Source organism: Pantoea sp. EABMAA-21 (genome assembly GCF_030053335.1).
Taxonomy (GTDB): domain Bacteria; phylum Pseudomonadota; class Gammaproteobacteria; order Enterobacterales; family Enterobacteriaceae; genus Pantoea; species Pantoea communis.
The window spans coordinates 249,414-266,333 of record NZ_JASGBX010000001.1 but is presented as its reverse complement, the minus strand read 5'-3'; the positions used below and the strand labels follow the sequence as shown (position 1 = coordinate 266,333).

The window sequence follows — 16,920 nt, the reverse complement described above, 5'->3', positions numbered from 1 at the left end:
CAGCGCCAATGCAAAATTATCACCTATTGCAATATCAAGCGCTTAATCTCGCATAATTTGAATAATTCTCACTTACACCTAAAAATCCTGCCCGTTATTGTTAACGATGAGCTATCATTATCGCCGTTTTTTTTACCAAAACTGATGATTAAACGATGAATGTGCAGGAGTTGATCCGTGACCACCGTTGAAGCCGTAGATGTTCGCCAGCTGATTAATCAGAGTGCGCTTAGCCGTTGGCAAAAACGCCTGATTGCGCTGTGCTTCATCGTTGTTGCGTTGGATGGCATGGACATCGCGCTGATGGGCTTTATCGCTCCTACATTGAAAGCCAGTTGGGGCGTCACTAATCATCAGCTTGGCATGGTGATCAGCGCTGCGCTGATTGGCCTGGCCTTAGGTGCCATGGTGGCAGGGCCATTGGCCGATCGCTACGGGCGGCGTGTGATGATACTGCTCAGCGTGGGTTTTTTTGGCTTGTGGACGCTGGCCACCGCCATGGCGCAAAACATCGATCAAATGATGTTATTCCGTTTTCTCACCGGCCTTGGCCTCGGTGCAGCCATGCCAAACGTTGGAACGCTGGTAGCAGAGTATGCACCAGAGCGTCGACGTTCATTCATTATCACCGTGGTGTTCTGCGGTTTCACCTTTGGTGCCGCATCGGGCGGATTTGCAGCTTCCTGGCTGTTGCCTCGCTATGACTGGCACTCCGTGATGTTGATGGGTGGCGTCTTGCCGCTGATTGTTTTGCCTTTCCTGCTGCGCGGCTTACCGGAATCCGTGCGCTTCCTGATTAGCCGTCGCGCACCTGCTGCACGTATACATGCCATTTTGGATCGCATGCTGCCTGGCGTCGTTGAGCCGAACAGCCATTACCAGTCCACTGAACAGGTTGTCGTGCGGCGTGGCGCAGTGGCGACGGTGGTTTCCCGGCGATATCTCTTCGGCAGCTTGATGTTATGGGGCGGCTACTTTATGGGGCTGTTCCTCGTCTATCTGATTGGCAGCTGGATGCCCTCGCTGATCAATACGCTGGGAATGTCGGTGACGGAAGCCGCCATCGTTACGGCGATGTACCAGGCGGGCGGCACGGTAGGTTCGCTGTTTGCGGGCTGGCTGATGGATCGCATTAATGCCAATATCGCGCTGGCGGTGATCTACTTCTGTGGCGGCATTGCGATTGTCGCGCTCGGCTTCTCCCCGGCGGAAGTGGGATTAATGAGTGCCATCGCCTTCTTTAGCGGCTTCTGCTTTAACGGCGCCAATACCGGCATGAATGCGCTGTCCGCCAGCTATTACCCTACGCACGCGCGTGCGACCGGTTCCAGCTGGATGCACGGTGTGGGTCGTGTCGGTGCGATTATGAGTGCTTTTGTCGGCGCAGAACTCCTTTCGCTCGGGTGGTCGTTCAGCCAAATCTTCCTGTTGCTGGCGATTCCAGCGGTGCTCACCACGATCATGCTGGCCCTGAAATGTCGCTTTGGTGACCCGTCAGACCGGGTTGAGTGACAGGGCGATCACAGTTCCACGAAATTCCTCCACGGCGATAAAGGGTTGATCTACATTAGCAACAACCCTTAACGCCGAGGTGATGACCATGGAAAACTTTCTCACCAGCGATGCGATTCGCACGCTGTTCTCGCAAGCGATGTCCAGTATGTATCAGCAGGAAGTGCCGCAATATGGCACCCTGACGCAACTGGTCACGGCCGTGAATGAACGTACGCTGGAAGCTCAACCCGCTTTAAAAAACCGTCTCGCCGCCGCCGATGAACTGGACCGTCTCAGCGTGGAACGTCACGGTGCGATTCGTGTGGGGACTGCCGAAGAACTCAGCACGCTGCGCCAGATGTTTGCGGTGATGGGGATGGAACCGGTAGGATATTACGATCTCTCCCAGGCGGGCGTGCCGGTTCACTCCACCGCTTTTCGTCCGGTTACGGACAGCGCATTGCGCCGCAATCCGTTCCGCGTGTTTACCTCTCTGTTACGTCTTGAACTGATTGATGATGCCGCGTTGAGAGAGAAAGCCGCCGCGATTTTAGCCGCGCGCGATATTTTCACGCCGGGTTGCCGCGCATTGATCGCGCAACACCAACAGCAGGGCGGTTTAAACGCCGCTGATGCCGCTCGCTTTGTCAAAGAGGCGCTGGAAACCTTCCGCTGGCATGCCCATACCCTCGTGGACAGTGAAACCTACCGCGCACTGAGCCAGCAACATCGTTTGATTGCCGACGTAGTGTGCTTCCAGGGGTGCCACATCAACCATCTGACCCCACGCACGTTGGATATAGATCGCGTGCAAACCTTAATGCCCACGCGCGGCATCGATCCTAAAACCCTCATCGAGGGCCCCCCCCAACGTCAGGTGCCGATTCTGTTACGTCAAACCAGCTTTAAAGCGCTGGAAGAGGCAGTGCATTTTAATGACGGCACCCCCGGCACACATACTGCGCGCTTTGGTGAGATCGAACAGCGCGGCGCGGCGCTAACCCCCAAAGGCCGCACACTCTACGACCGTCTGTTGGCGGAAGCGGGCACCGGCAGTGATAACCAGCATCATCAACAGCATCTGAGCGCGGTGTTTCGCGATTTCCCAGATGATGAAGATACCTTGCGCGAACAGGAACTGGCGTGGTTCCGCTATCGTTTGACCGCTAAGGGCACCCAGCATCCTCCGCAAACGGGAGAAACTCTGGTTCAACTGCTTGCTGAAGGGCGCGTGCAGGCAGAACCGATAGTGTATGAAGATTTTCTGCCAGTGAGCGCAGCGGGGATATTTCAGTCTAATTTAGGCGACGAAACGCACGCACGTAGCGCGGGCAATGCCAGCCGGGCGGATTTTGAAGCCGCGTTAGGTGCAGCGGTGCAGGATGAGATGGCGTTGTATCAACAGATGCAGCAGCGCAGTCTGGCTCGTTGCGGTATACGTTGAGGGCATAAGAAAACCGGTCTGTGAAGTGGCATCAGCACTTCAGCAGACCGGCTTCATTTCTTTTGATTTTTATTGCAAGCGCGAATCACGCACCAGCGTGTACTTCCCGGCACCCAAGAACATGATGGCGAGTGCGCCCAGCAGATAAAGCGCCTCTGTTTCCAGAGACCAGGCGCCAACATCTGTGCGATGCCAGACCGCGCCCATTTTTACCAGCAAGGTCGCAACAACCATGTTCACCGCAATAATGAAAGCCGCAGGGCGCGTCATTAAACCGATGATCACCATGACAGGTGCCACTATTTCCCCGATGTAAGCACCGTAAGCGATGAAACCTGGCATGCCTTTAACGGCCAACATATGAGCGATCCAGTCGACGCCATGCATCACCTTGAATTCGCCATGAAATAACAGCAGGCCGCCAAACGTCAGACGTAACAGCAGTTTACCGAAGTCCGGGTGATCGCTCATCCGATTGAACATCTGGTTGATACCACCAAACATCGCGCTTCTCCGTCTCGCCAGGTTAACTTGTAACCTTAATGCAATTCGCCATGCCAGGGTTAGCCAAATAATTTGATGGAGATGTTCAATGGATCGAAAGCATATTCGGCTTAATCTGCAAATGCTTTCAGAACATGGACATTCGCTCAAGGCCTGCAAATAATGGAACCAAGCTTGATCTGGGAACCCGAGATGAAAAACGAACGACGTCTGAGGATCATGACCGCAGAGGGTGAACTCAGAGGCCTGATTGACGATGATCTTTTTGTCTTCAAGGGAATACCTTACGCCGCGCCACCTGTGGGCGCACTGCGCTGGCGTCCGCCACAGCCGGTTGCACACTGGCAAGAAGTACGTGAAGCCACGCAATGGGGTGATGCCAGCTGGCAAAACCGGGATTATTGCGTGGCAGTGGGTGGCGGCGATCCGGGCCGGTTCAATGAGGATTGTCTGTACCTGAATATCTGGACCCCAGACGTTGAGCCCTCCCGTCCCTTGCCGGTGATGGTGTGGCTGCACGGCGGAGGCTTTACCATCGGCGCGGGTAGTCTTGATCCCTATCGCGGCAAAGCCTTAGCCGCGCAGGGCGTCGTAGTGGTCACGCTCAATTATCGTCTTGGCCATTTTGGCTTTTTCGCCCATCCGGCGCTGGATGCTGAATACCCGCAAGAAGCGGTGGTAAATAACTTTGCCTTGCTGGATCAAATCGCTGCGCTGCAATGGGTTCAACGCAATATTCCTGCCTTTGGCGGCGATCGCCAAAATATCACACTGTTTGGCGAATCATCGGGGGCGCGCAGCGTGTTGTCTTTGTGCTGTTCTCCGCTGGCTGAAGGGCTGTTCCACAAAGGTATTGTCCAGAGTGCATACAGCTTGCCGGATGTGCCGCGCAGGAGGGCGCAACAGATCGGTAAACAGGTTGCAGCGCATTTTGGCCTGCCGGATCACGCCTCTGCCGAACAGCTTCGTCAGTTACCTGCCGATCAATTCTGGCCGCTGCAACGTCCACTGGGATTAGGTCCGGTGGCAATCAGCGGTGATGCGGTGCTCCCCAAACCGATGCTCGAAACCTTTATGGCCGGTAAACAGCATCGGGTGCCGTTGATGGTGGGAAGTAACAGTGATGAAGCCAGCGTACTGGATTATTTTGGTGTTGATCCTGCAACGGTGTTACAACAAATTCGTCGCAAAAATCGCCTGAGTTATGGCCTGATGAAATGGCTATACGATATTCACGACGATACCTTACTGGGCCGGGCAGTGGCGCGAGACATGGCGTTTACCGTGATCCCGTTACTGGTGGCGCAGTCTCAACACAGTATTGGCATGCCTGCCTGGCGATACTGGTTCGACTATGTGTCAGAGAACGCCCGCGACCTCTATCCACATGGCACCTGGCACGGCAACGAAATCCCCTATGTGTTCAACACGCTGACCTCACTGAAACCGCTGCCTGAGCGGGATTACACTGCCGCAGATAAGCGCTTCGCCGACATGGTCAGTACCTATTGGGTGACCTTCGCCCGGGATGCCAGTGAGTTTAGTTATCGGCTGCAGGGCAAAATCGACTGGCCGGTGTGGCGTCCCCGTGAAGACCTGACATTAGCCCTCGGTGATCAGGGTAAACCGCAAGCGGTGTTGAAGGCGCGTTTTATGCGTGGGCGGCTGTGTTTGTTCCGTCTGATGATGCGCAGCCACGTTAAGCTTTGATGAGCAGGCTAATAGTGAAATTGCGCAAATGAATTTATAAGGCAAATTTTCGGCTAATCCATTGATTTTCAGTAATAACATTTCCTATCCGGCTTAAGCAGACAGCAATTAATTAGCTTATTAAACCGTTACATTTTCCCAATCCACTGCCGATAAACGCAATATGCCCGATTTTATCGGGCCTCCTACGCGTTTCACACCAAGGGATTATGTATGGGAATCTTAAAAAACTTCACTATTCGCGCCGTCATGCTGACTATTCTCGGGCTGTTCTGCCTGCTGTGGTGCGGTGTCGGATTATTTAGCGTGCACTCGCTCAATGCCCTCGGCGAAGGGAATGAGATAGACCGTGAGCTGGTTAATCAGATGACGGTACTGAGTAAAGGCAACGATCAATATTTTCGTGTGGTGACGCGTCTATCCCGCGTGATGGAAGGGCGTGCATCGGGCGCGGCAGTAAGCGCGGATGCCTTCGCACCGGTGCAACAGGCGCTGGAGAGTATGAAAGCGCAGCTGGTGCAATTCAAAGCGATGGCACCTGGCCCGATGGACAGTGAAACGGTTAACAGCGTTATCGCCAGCTGGCAGAAATTGCTGGATGAGGGGATTGCGCCGCAGGTGTCGCTGGCACAGCAGGGCACTGTTGAAGCTTACCGCACACAGGCTAATAACGTGACGCCCGCCCTCAGCCGCGCCTTTGGCACCAGCGCGGAGGCGTTTAATAAAGCCGCAGGCATTAAGCTGGATGAAACCCGTGTCACCGTCGATAAACTCACCAACATTACTAAGGTGATTATTTTGGTTGCTGTGGTGTTCGGTCTGGTGATTTTGCTGTTCACCGACCGTTATCTGGTAGCGATGCTGGTGAAACCACTGGAGCGCGTACGTAACCATTTTGCAGTGATTGCCCAAGGCGATCTTAGTCAGCCCGTGGAAGATTCCGGCCGCAACTGTGTTGGCAAACTGGTGCCGCTGCTGCGTGCGATGCAGGACAGCCTGCGTGAAGCCGTGAGCGCCATTCGCAGCGGAACCGAGAATATCTATCGCGGCGCGGCAGAAATCTCATCCGGTAACAACGATCTCTCCTCCCGTACCGAAGAGCAAGCGGCCGCGCTGGAGCAAACTGCGGCCAGTATGGAGCAGCTCACGGCAACGGTGAAATTCAACGCCGACAACGCCCGTCAGGCCAGTTCACTGGCAGAAACGGCTACCGGCACCGCGCAGCAGGGCGGCCGTCTGGTAGGGGAAGTGGTCACCACCATGCAGGGCATTTCCGGCAGTTCGAAGAAAATTGCTGAGATTACCAACGTGATCAACAGCATTGCTTTCCAGACCAACATCCTGGCGCTTAACGCCGCCGTTGAAGCCGCGCGTGCGGGCGAACAAGGCCGTGGTTTTGCGGTCGTGGCCAGTGAAGTGCGTAATCTGGCACAGCGCAGTGCCGGGGCGGCGAAAGAGATCGCCACGCTGATTGAAGATTCCGTCCAGCGCGTGGATAAGGGCTCTGCGTTGGTCAGCAGCGCAGGCAGCACCATGAACGATATTCTGAAGTCGGTGCAGGATGTGAATGAGATCATGAAGCACATCGCGGCCGCCTCCGAAGAGCAGAGCAAGGGCATTTCGCAAGTTGGCACCGCCGTCACGGAAATGGACAGCGTGACTCAGCAGAACGCCTCGCTGGTAGAGCAGGTTTCTGCGGCGGCCAGTGCGCTGGAGCGTCAAACGGAAGAGTTGCAGGCTTCTGTCGCGAAATTCCGTCTGTCGGACAGTGCGCCGTTAGGTAAAGCTCAGGCCGCGCCAGCCAGCACCGTTTTGCGCCGTCCGCTGTTAACCAGTACGCCTGTTGCTCAATCGAAGTCGGCCAGAGCCGATGAGTGGGTTTCATTCTGAGGCTGACACAACCACGCCACCAGATCCGGCAGGAACGGTGGCGCATCCTGTTCTGCGCACTGTAAAAGGCTGTACGCTGCCCCGGTGGCCACGCTGTTGGCAAACGGGGCAATCAAGCGACCATTCGCCAAATCATTTTGCACCAGTGTCACATCCGCCACCGTTGCACCAAAGCCCTGAATCGCCGCGCTGATGGCCAGATCCATAGTAGCAAAGTGCTGATTGCGTGCCATCGGCACAGTGGCCGCTTGATCCGCCAGCCACATTTGCCAGTCGCGGGAATCATTGGTGGGATGCAAAAAAGTAAACCTCGCCAAATCGCTGATGCCCACGGGTGGCGTGATGTTGCTGCCCAGGACCGGTGTCAGTCGCTCATCAAATAAACGAATGGAACCGGCAGGCGGCGTGCCAAACACAATCGCCGCATCATAATTTTCCAGCTGTGAAGCGTGGTCCAGCGTGGTGGTCAGTGCCACATGGATTTCCGGCCGCTGTTGCTCCAGCGCCACCAAACGTGGCACCAGCCAGCGCATGGCACAGGTGGGCGCTTTCAGGCGAATTGAGGCATTGCTGCGGCTGGCTTTCTCGGTGGCATTCACCAGCATGGCATAACCTTGTTGCAGTTCGGGCAACAGCACCGCGCCTTGCTCGGTAAGATGCAGACCACGCGCATGGCGTGCAAACAAGGGAAATCCCAGCCAGCTTTCCAGCGTGGCGATTTTACGGCTCACCGCACCCTGCGTAATGCATAATTCGCTGGCGGCGCGCGTCAGGTTAAGATGGCGTGCGGTGACCAGAAAAGCATGGATGGCATTCAACGGCAGGGCGGAGCGGGACATTACGACCTCAAGCTATGATTTTTAATCATGGCTATTATGACAACAATTCGCTTGTCGACTCAAGCGTCTCACCGTTGAATAGAAATCTACTTTCCTTACGTGGTTATGCAACCTTGTGGAGCAACGATGACCTTGAATAGCAGTGTTAACATCTCTTCCAAACAGCCCGATGTCGGCACGACGATTTTCAGCGTCATCGGCCAGCTGTCAGCACAACATAAAGCCATCAACCTGTCGCAAGGTGCGCCGAACTTCCCGTGCGATCCGCATCTGGTGGAGCTGGTTAGTAAAGCCATGCGCGAAGGTCATAACCAATATGCCTCTCTGACCGGTTTACCGGCGCTGCGTGAAGCGCTGGCTGAAAAAGTCGAGACGCTTTATGGCCAGCGCTATGATGCGGGCAGCGAAGTGCTGATCACCGGCAGCGCCAGCCAGGGTATTTACATGGCGATTTCGGCGCTGGTGCATCCTGGTGACGAGGTGATCTTCTTTGAACCGGCGTTCGACAGCTATGCGCCGGTGGTGCGTTTACAGGGCGCAACCCCGATTGGCCTGAAGTTGCAGGTGCCGGATTTTGCGATCAACTGGGATGAACTGCGCGCCACCATCACGCCGCGCACCCGCATGATCATCATCAACACGCCGCACAACCCCAGTGCGCAGGTGCTGACGCCAGCCGATTTGGAGCAGCTGGCGGCCTTAACCCGCAACACGGATATCGTGGTACTGTCCGACGAAGTGTACGAACACATCCTGTTTGATGGCCGTGCCCACTGCGGCATGGCAACCCATCCGGAACTGGCACAGCGCAGCGTGATCGTGTCTTCATTCGGCAAAACCTTCCACGTTACCGGCTGGCGCGTCGGTTATGCGCTGGCACCGGCCGCGTTGATGGAAGAAATTGTGAAGGTGCATCAGTTCATGATGTACGCCGCCGATACGCCAATGCAGGTGGGTTTTGCGCATTATCTGCAGAATCCGCAAAACTATCTGCAGCTGTCACCGTTCTATCAGGAAAAGCGCGATCGCCTGCTGTCATTGATGCAAGATTCGCCGTTTAAGCTGCTGCCAAGCGCAGGTTCCTTCTTTATGTTGGCCAGTTACGGACATTTCAGTGACGAAAGCGACAGTGAAATGGTAAAACGTCTCATCGCCGATCACGGTGTGGCCACCATTCCGTTGTCGGCGTTTTATATGGACGGCACTGACAATAAATTAATTCGCCTGTCATTCGCGAAAGACGACGCAACACTGCAGGCTGGCGCGGAAGCGCTGTGCCGGGTTAAAGGGTAATTAGGGGAAGAATAATGAAAAAGTTAAACGCACTGTTTGTGGCGCTGGGTATGCTGACTTCTGCACACGCACTGGCACAGGAAACCTTACGCTACGGTCTGGAATCACAATATCCACCGTTTGAAAGCCGCAACGCACAGGGCGAGCTGGAAGGTTTTGATATCGAACTGGGTAAAGCAATTTGCGAAGTTGGCAAATTCGACTGTAAGTGGGTGGAAAGCAGCTTTGATGCGCTGATCCCGGCACTGCAGGCGAAAAAGTTTGATGCGATCAACTCGGCGATGAACATCACTGAAGCGCGTGCCAAAAGCATCGATTTCACCAAGCCCATCTACCGTATTCCGACCATGCTGATCGTGAAAGAGGGCGAGAAAGTCCTGCCAACCGCCGAGTCGCTGAAAGGCAAAAACATCGGCGTGCTGCAGGGTTCAATCCAGGAAACTTACGCTAAGAAGCACTGGGAGCCGCAGGGTGTGACCGTGACCTCTTATCAGGACCAGAACCAGGTTTATAACGACATGGTGGCGGGCCGCCTTGACGGCACGCTGGTGATGTCAGCTGCGGGTCAGTCTGGTTTCCTCGATAAGCCACAGGGCAAAGGTTTCGCCTTTGTTGGCAAGCCGGTTGAAGATGACACCATCCTCGGTTCCGGTATCGGTTTCGGCCTGCGTAAGGGTGATGCCAAGCTGAAAGGTGAACTGGATGCGGCTATCACGAAAGTGCAGGCTGACGGCACCATCACCAAGCTGGCGGCGAAATTCTTCCCTGGCATTGATGTGACCGCAGCGAAATAACAGCAAGCGCCACTCTGGCGCGCTGCGCCGTTAAAACCGGATTAAATTAAGGCTGCCATTGTTCATCTATGGCAGCCTTTTTCGTCTACGTCGAAGTGGGTGGCATTGCCTCCCAACGGTCGCCGGACCCTCACTGTGCCTCTGACAGCATTAAGATCTGCCGGTAAAGTTCTTGCTTATTTCGCCGCCAGATAACACAGCGCTTCCGCCACCTGATAAGACTTCACAAACGACGGCATCGGTAAAAACTCAAAGCGTGAATGGAAATTGTGTGCACCGGTAAAGAAGTTCGGTGTCAGCAATCCTTTTGCCGATAAAGCCGCACCGTCTGTGCCGCCGCGCATCGGTATGACTTTCGGCTCCACACTCACCTGTTCGAGCGCCGCAAATATCAAGTCAATCGCACGACGATCTTCCCCAATAGCATTACTAATGTTGCTGTAGGTATCGTTAATGGTGAGTGAAACATGCCCGGTAGGATAAAGCGCGGCGATCTCATCCGCGACTTCCACCAACTGCTGTTTTTTCTCATCGAATCCCTGTAAATCAAAGTCGCGAATCGAGGCTTTCAACACCGCACGGCTGGCGTTGGCATTGATATCGTTAAACCAGATATAGCCTTCGCGTCCTTCGGTATGTTCTGGCGTGGCCAGGCGATCGAAACGTGAAATAAAGTCGTGCGCCATCAGGAGCGGATTCACCAGCACGCCTTTACCGGACATCGGATGCGCCGGCACGCCGGTAAACACCAGTTCCGCCGCCGCCGCATTGAAGTTCTCATACACCACTTCGCCCAGCTCACAGCAGTCGATAGTCCAGGCAAAATCAACGTTAAAGCGTGTCTCCAAATCCAGCGCTTTGGCGCCGCGCAATCCAATCTCTTCATCCGGCACAAATGCCACCACAATGTCGCCATGATCGCCTTTGAGGTTATCCATCAGCGTCATGACCACCGTCACCGCCGCTTTGTTGTCGGCGCCGAGCACGCTGGTGCCATCGCTAAAAATAATCTCCTGGCCGTGATAGGGAGCGATCTCCGGATGTTCCGCCACGCGCAGCCAGATATCCTGCTGCGCGTTCAGACACAAATCATCGCCGTTAAACGTCAGGGTTTGCGGATGGATATCCGGTGATAAACCCACGTCAACCGTGTCGATATGGGTAATAAAGCCAATGCGCGGTGCATCAGGCCGATTGCCCGGTTTTACTGCGGTCACCGTGGCATGCTGATCGATGACGATATCCTGCAGCCCAAGCTCACGCAGTTCCTGCGCCAGCAGCTCCGCCATCGCATGTTGTGAAGGGGTGCTGGGCAGCGTGGTGGATTTGGCATCGCTCTGGCTGGAAACCGCCAGATAACGGTAAAAACGTTGGGTCAGTTGGCGCGCGAGTTGTTCTGTCATCACATTTCCTTATTAGCTTTGCGCGATGTGCATTACACACCTCGGATAAAACGTGTTATTTATCAATACATACCGATGCGGGCTCATGGAAGTCAACAAAAACGAGGATCACAATGAAAAAGATGATGGCAAAGTTCACACTCAGCGCGTTGTGTTTAGCGGTAGCAGGCGGGGTATCGGCAAAAACGCTGGTTTACTGTTCTGAAGGTTCTCCTGAGAATTTCAACCCACAGCTGTACACCTCGGGAACCAGTGTGGATGCCAGCGCAGTGCCGATTTTCAATCGCCTGGTAGACTTCAAGCCCGGCACCACAGAACTGGTGCCAAGCCTGGCTGAAAGCTGGGATATCAGCCCGGACGGCACGGTATACACGTTTCACTTACGCGAAGGGGTTAAATTCCAAAGCAACAAACTGTTTAGACCCTCGCGCGACCTGAATGCCGATGATGTGATCTTCTCGTTTATGCGTCAGATGGATCCCAAAAACCCCTACCACAACGTCTCCGGTGGCAACTACAGCAATTTCGATAGCCTGGAACTGGCGAAGCTGATCAAGAATATAGAGAAAGTGGATGACAATACGGTGCGCATCACGCTGGCGCATGCGGAAGCGCCGTTCCTCGCGGATTTGGCCTGGTACTTCGCCTCCATTCACTCTGCGGAGTATGCCGATCAGATGCTGAAGGCCGGTACGCCAGAAAAAGTGGACATGGAGCCTATCGGCACCGGGCCATTTGAGCTGGTGCAATATCAAAAAGACTCCCGCATTCTCTACAAAGCCTTCCCGGATTACTGGCAGGGCAAAGCGAAACTGGATCGCATTGTCTTTTCCATCACCCCAGATGCCTCAGTGCGCTATGCCAAGCTGGAAAAAAACGAGTGCCAGATTATGCCGTTCCCTAATCCGGCCGATCTGGAAAAAATGCGCACCAATCCTGACCTGACGCTGGAACAGAAATCGGGACTCAACACCGGTTTCCTGTCGTTCAACACCACTAAAGCGCCGCTGGATAACGTTAAAGTCCGCCAGGCGCTGGCGATGGCGATTAACAAGCAGGCGATAATTGACGCGATCTTCAAAGGCACCGGCACGGTGGCGAAAAATATTCTGCCGCCGGATGTCTGGAGCGCCGACAAGGATCTGAAAGATTACGATTATGATCCGCAGAAAGCCAAAGCGTTGCTGCAGGAAGCGGGCATAAAACCCGGCACCGAAATCTCACTGTGGGCGATGCCGGTACAGCGTCCTTACAACCCGAATGCGCGACGAATGGCAGAGATGATTCAGGCAGATTGGGCGCAGGTGGGCATTAAAGCCAACATCGTCAGTTATGAGTGGGGTGAATACCTGAAGCGCGTGAAGGGCGGCGAGCATCAGGCGGCGCTGATGGGCTGGACCACGGCGACTGGCGATCCGGATAACTTCTTCGGCCCGCTCTACAGCTGCACCTCGGCCAATGGCGGCTCCAACTCCTCCAAATGGTGCTATCAGCCGTTCGAGAAGATCATCACCGAAGCACGTGCTGAGCAAAACCATGACAAGCGCGTCACCCTGTATCGCGAAGCGCAGCAGATGATGCATGACCAGGTGCCTGCCGTGATGATCGCCCATTCGACAATTTTCGAGCCTGTGCGCAAAACGGTGAGCGGATATACCGTCGATCCGTTTGGCAAACACATTTTCTTTCCGGTCGATATTAAGGATTGATGATGGCAGCGGGCAATCCAAAGGCGGCCCGCTAGATTGCCAAAATCCTGGCGATTATGGCTTCCAGCGTTGACGCAACGGCTCTTCCAGCGCGTTCATTTGCTGCAGTAAAAACGTCATAAACACATTCAGGGCGGCACTGCGAGGTCGCCCTGATTGCGCCTGTAGCTGCAGGTTGCGCTGACTCAACTGATCAATTCCCACAGAACGTAATATCAAGCCGTGCGTTTCCGCCTCTTGCAGCACGGTAAAGGCGCTGCAAATGGTCAGGGCCAGCGGTGTACGCAGCAGGAAGTGGAACAGCGTTGAGAAGGTATCGCAGGTGATCACCGGTTCAATCAAATTGCCGCTCATATGGCTCGCCAGCTCAAACAGCTGGCGCACCGTGGTGTTTTGTTGCGGCAACGCCAGCGGATAGTGGCTGACATCGTTCAGGGTCACGTGTGTTGCGCTAGCCAGCGGATGGCTCTGATGCATCACCAGCAGCACCGGCGCTGGCCAGGAACCGATCACCTCCACACCGCGTTCAGCGTGCAGGCTAAATTGCAGTGCCAGATCGCATTCACCACTGCGCAATAACTCGGCGACACCTTGCGTACTCGCCACTTTGATATCAAACAGCACGCCGGGATTATCCTTACGGAAGGCGGCAATCATGCGCGGCAGCAGCGTAAAGGCCAACCCATCGGTACAGGCCACGCGAATCAGCGTGCGTCGTACGGCCTTTAATCCTTTGATTTCTGCCAGCGCGTATTCCATCTCCAGCATATTTTTGCGCACGTGATGAGCGTAAATTTCACCGGCTTCATTCAGCACCATACCGCGCGCATGGCGATCGAACAGCGGTACGCCGACCTGATTTTCCAGTCGCTGGATCTGCCTGCTGATGGCCGACACCGCCACAAACAGCTGTTCACTGGCCGCGCTGAGCGAACCGGTATTGGCGACAGCCAGAAAATAGCGGATCTCGTTGCTTATCATGCGAATGCCTCATGCTGGTGCATGCCTCGAAATCGGGCAGCGGAGCTTTGCCAAAAAAGCAAATCATACTCGATAAATTGATAATTGTGGCAAAGCAAGGTTTCCGCAAAGATGACAAAACCAAAATACCAATAAAGACATGCAAACATGACAGCTAAAGAAGCGGTACAACAAGCCACCGCCTGGTTCGACAGCGGGGAATTTCAGGAAACATTGGCCCGACGCGTGGCGCAACGTACTGAAAGCCAGCGCCAGGATCGTGACAATGAATTACAGCGTTACCTGCAGGATGAAATTGGCCCTCAGCTGATCGCACTGGGGTTTACGCTGCACTTTATCGATAACCCTGAAGCCGCTCATCGCCCCTTCCTGGTGGCGGTGCGCATCGAAGATCCGTCACTGCCGACCTTGCTGAGCTACGGCCATGGCGATGTGGTGTTCGGCGATGACGAAAACTGGCGCGAAGGCCTATCGCCGTGGCAGTTGGTGGAAGAAGGCGATCGTTGGTACGCACGCGGCAGCGCGGATAACAAAGGCCAGCACTGCGTTAACCTTGCTGCGCTGGAGCAGGTATTTAAAGCACGTGGTGGACGACTCGGATTCAACTGCAAAATGCTGTTTGAGATGGGTGAGGAGATCAGCTCTCCGGGTCTGGCTCAGCTGTGCCAGCATCATGCTGAACTGCTTAAAGCCGATCTGTTTATCGCTTCTGACGGCCCGCGTCTCAATGCGGTGCGCCCAACCCTGTTCCTTGGCTCCCGGGGTGCGGTCAACTTCCGTCTCACCGTCACCGCGCGTGACAACGCCTATCACTCAGGTAACTGGGGCGGCTTATTGACCAATCCGGGTACTCAACTCGCCAACGCCATTGCTTGTCTGGTGAACGAAAGGGGCGTGCTGCAGGTTGATGCGCTGAAACCTGACTCTCTCACTCAGCAAGTGCGCGACATCCTCAGCGACATCGAAGTGGGCGGGATGCCAGGCGATCCAGAGATTGATCCCACCTGGGGCGAGCCGACGCTTTCTCCGACAGAAAGACTCTACGGCTGGAATACACTGGAAGTCCTCGCGTTCCTGACCGGCAATCCTGCGCGTCCGATGAATGCCATTCCCGGTGAAGCCACGGCGGTGTGCCAGTTGCGCTTTGTGGTCGGTACCGATTGGGAAAACCTGGCTCAGCATGTTAGCGAGCACCTGGCGCAGCACGGTTTTGGCTACGTAAAAGTGGAGTTTATGCGCGGCTCACCGGCGACGCGACTCGATCCTACCGATCCGCTGGTGGATTGGGTGCTGGCGAGCATGGCAGAGACCAGCGGCAAAAAACCGGCGCTGCTGCCGAATCTGGGCGGTTCACTGCCCAACGAAGTGTTCTCAGACATTCTCGGCCTGCCAACCTTGTGGGTGCCGCACTCCTACCCGGCCTGCGGTCAGCATGGCGTCAACGAACATATGCTGAAGTCGATTGCGCGTGAAGGTCTGCAAATTATGACCCGACTGCTGTGGGATTTGGGCGAGCAGGGCAGCGAACTGGTGGCTAAACACCGTCTGCACGCAGGAGGTGCTGCATGAGTACGATTAACACGGCTGCCCCATTGAGCAGCACCAAACCAAATCTGCACAAAACGCTGTTTGCCACCTGTATCGGTAATGCACTGGAGTGGTTTGATATTGCGGTGTACGGCTTCTTTGCCAGCTACATTGCCCATGCGTTCTTCCCCACCAGCGATCCCTCGGTCTCTTTGCTGCTGACCTTTGGTAGCTTCGGCGTCTCCTTCCTGATTCGTCCGTTAGGCGCGATTGTGCTGGGTAACTATGCCGACCGCCACGGGCGTAAAAAGGCGCTGCTGCTATCCATTAACCTGATGATGCTGGGCGGCGCGGTGATCACCTTTATGCCGAGCTACGGCACTATTGGTTTGATTGCGCCGTTGCTGATTCTGCTGGCGCGTTTGGTACAGGGCTTCTCAGCGGGTGGCGAATTCGGTAGCTCAACGGCGTTTCTGGTCGAGCATTTCCCGGAGCGCAGGGCGTTTATCGCCAGCTGGCAGTTTGCCACGCAAGGCGCGAGTACGCTGCTGGCCTCGGCGTTTGGATTGGGGTTGACGCAGATCCTCACGGAGAGCCAGATTCAGGATTGGGGATGGCGTATCCCGTTTGCCTTCGGTCTGCTGATTGGTCCGTTGGGGATCTACATCCGCCGCCATGTGCATGAGCCTGCCAGTTTTGAAGCGCAAGCGCCGGAGGCCGCACCGCTGAAACGTCTGTTCGGGCGTCAGAAGGAGCTGATGCTGCTGGCGATTGGCCTGATGGTGATCTCCACCGCAGTAAACTACATGCTCAACTACGTGCCAACTTACGCCACCAAAAACCTGCATCTGCCAGGTTCCGCCGCGTTCACTGCGACCTTGCTGGCAGGAGTGATCCTGACAGTGGTGACGCCGCTGATGGGCTTACTGGCGGAGCGTGTTGGTCGCGTGCCGTTGATGTGGGGCTCGCTGATCCTGTTGATCATCACTATCTATCCGGCGTTTAAGCTGGTGGTGAATCACACCACGCCGACCACCTTGATTATTTTGGTGTGCTGGATGGCGTTGCTGAAATCGATCTATTTCTCGACGGTACCGTCGGTGATGGCCGACTTGTTCCCAATTGGTACTCGCGCCAGTGGGATGGCGATCAGCTATAACGTCGCGGTGACGGTGTTTGGTGGTTTTGCACCGCTGATTTGTACGCTGCTGATCACTGCCACCGGCACCAGCCTGGCACCCGGTTATTACCTGATGGCGATGTCGGTACTGAGTGGATTAGCCTTGCTACGCAGCCAGAAGCGCATCGCTTAAAGGCGGTTGAGCGGATTAG

Annotated in this window: 13 protein-coding genes; 9 read left to right on the top strand and 4 right to left on the bottom strand. The window is 55.2% G+C overall.

Translation table 11 applies throughout. From position 1 onward, the window contains the following. The first annotated feature begins 177 nt into the window (after positions 1-177). The gene (locus QMZ65_RS01180) at positions 178-1,512 is read left to right on the top strand and encodes an MFS transporter (RefSeq protein ID WP_097117070.1); all 1,335 of its coding nucleotides are present in this window, start codon (positions 178-180) and stop codon (positions 1,510-1,512) included. A gap of 88 nt (positions 1,513-1,600) precedes the next feature. After that, positions 1,601-2,938 carry a 2-oxoadipate dioxygenase/decarboxylase HglS gene (gene hglS, locus QMZ65_RS01175; protein ID WP_160832972.1) on the top strand — a complete coding sequence of 446 codons (1,338 nt, stop codon included), beginning with the start codon at positions 1,601-1,603 and terminating at the stop codon, positions 2,936-2,938. Positions 2,939-3,007: 69 nt separating this feature from the next. Here hglS and QMZ65_RS01170 read toward each other — a convergent pair whose 3' ends face one another. Next, a complete protein-coding gene (locus tag QMZ65_RS01170) occupies positions 3,008-3,442 on the bottom strand; it encodes a DoxX family protein (protein ID WP_034830906.1) in 435 nt (144 codons plus the stop codon). 192 nt (positions 3,443-3,634) lie between these two features. Between QMZ65_RS01170 and QMZ65_RS01165 the strand changes: the two genes are divergently transcribed. Both QMZ65_RS01165 and QMZ65_RS01160 read left to right on the top strand, forming a co-directional pair. Beyond that, complete coding sequence (locus QMZ65_RS01165; RefSeq protein ID WP_283215237.1) at positions 3,635-5,152, top strand: carboxylesterase/lipase family protein; 1,518 nt, start codon at positions 3,635-3,637, stop codon at positions 5,150-5,152. 213 nt (positions 5,153-5,365) lie between these two features. After that, positions 5,366-7,042 (top strand): methyl-accepting chemotaxis protein, encoded by a 1,677-nt coding sequence (locus QMZ65_RS01160; RefSeq protein ID WP_283215236.1) that lies wholly within the window; start codon positions 5,366-5,368, stop codon positions 7,040-7,042. On the opposite strand, the gene QMZ65_RS01155 is transcribed toward QMZ65_RS01160, so the two are convergent. Next, positions 7,000-7,881 carry a LysR substrate-binding domain-containing protein gene (locus tag QMZ65_RS01155; RefSeq protein ID WP_097117073.1) on the bottom strand — a complete coding sequence of 294 codons (882 nt, stop codon included), beginning with the start codon at positions 7,879-7,881 and terminating at the stop codon, positions 7,000-7,002. The two genes, QMZ65_RS01160 and QMZ65_RS01155, sit on opposite strands and share 43 nt — an antisense overlap. 126 nt (positions 7,882-8,007) lie before the next feature. Between QMZ65_RS01155 and QMZ65_RS01150 the strand changes: the two genes are divergently transcribed. Further along, on the top strand, positions 8,008-9,174 hold the full coding sequence (locus QMZ65_RS01150) for a methionine aminotransferase (RefSeq protein ID WP_283215235.1): 1,167 nt from the start codon (positions 8,008-8,010) through the stop codon (positions 9,172-9,174). 14 nt (positions 9,175-9,188) lie between these two features. Next, the gene (locus QMZ65_RS01145; RefSeq protein WP_058962084.1) at positions 9,189-9,968 is read left to right on the top strand and encodes a transporter substrate-binding domain-containing protein; all 780 of its coding nucleotides are present in this window, start codon (positions 9,189-9,191) and stop codon (positions 9,966-9,968) included. A gap of 176 nt (positions 9,969-10,144) precedes the next feature. On the opposite strand, the gene pepT is transcribed toward QMZ65_RS01145, so the two are convergent. Further along, positions 10,145-11,371 (bottom strand): peptidase T, encoded by a 1,227-nt coding sequence (gene pepT, locus QMZ65_RS01140; RefSeq protein WP_283215234.1) that lies wholly within the window; start codon positions 11,369-11,371, stop codon positions 10,145-10,147. A 113-nt stretch (positions 11,372-11,484) separates the two neighbouring features. Between pepT and QMZ65_RS01135 the strand changes: the two genes are divergently transcribed. Continuing rightward, complete coding sequence (locus tag QMZ65_RS01135) at positions 11,485-13,080, top strand: ABC transporter substrate-binding protein (protein WP_097117075.1); 1,596 nt, start codon at positions 11,485-11,487, stop codon at positions 13,078-13,080. A 54-nt stretch (positions 13,081-13,134) separates the two neighbouring features. Here the strand turns inward: QMZ65_RS01135 and QMZ65_RS01130 are convergent, their stop codons facing one another. Then, entirely contained in the window at positions 13,135-14,061 is a 927-nt protein-coding gene (locus QMZ65_RS01130; RefSeq protein WP_097117076.1) for a LysR family transcriptional regulator, read from the bottom strand. A 147-nt stretch (positions 14,062-14,208) separates the two neighbouring features. On the opposite strand from QMZ65_RS01130, the gene QMZ65_RS01125 reads away from it, so the two are divergent. Beyond that, positions 14,209-15,630 (top strand): M20 family metallopeptidase, encoded by a 1,422-nt coding sequence (locus tag QMZ65_RS01125; RefSeq protein ID WP_283215233.1) that lies wholly within the window; start codon positions 14,209-14,211, stop codon positions 15,628-15,630. Next, a complete protein-coding gene (locus QMZ65_RS01120; protein ID WP_166935097.1) occupies positions 15,627-16,901 on the top strand; it encodes an MFS transporter in 1,275 nt (424 codons plus the stop codon). Before QMZ65_RS01125 ends, QMZ65_RS01120 begins: the two co-directional genes overlap by 4 nt. The last annotated feature ends 19 nt before the right edge of the window (positions 16,902-16,920 follow it).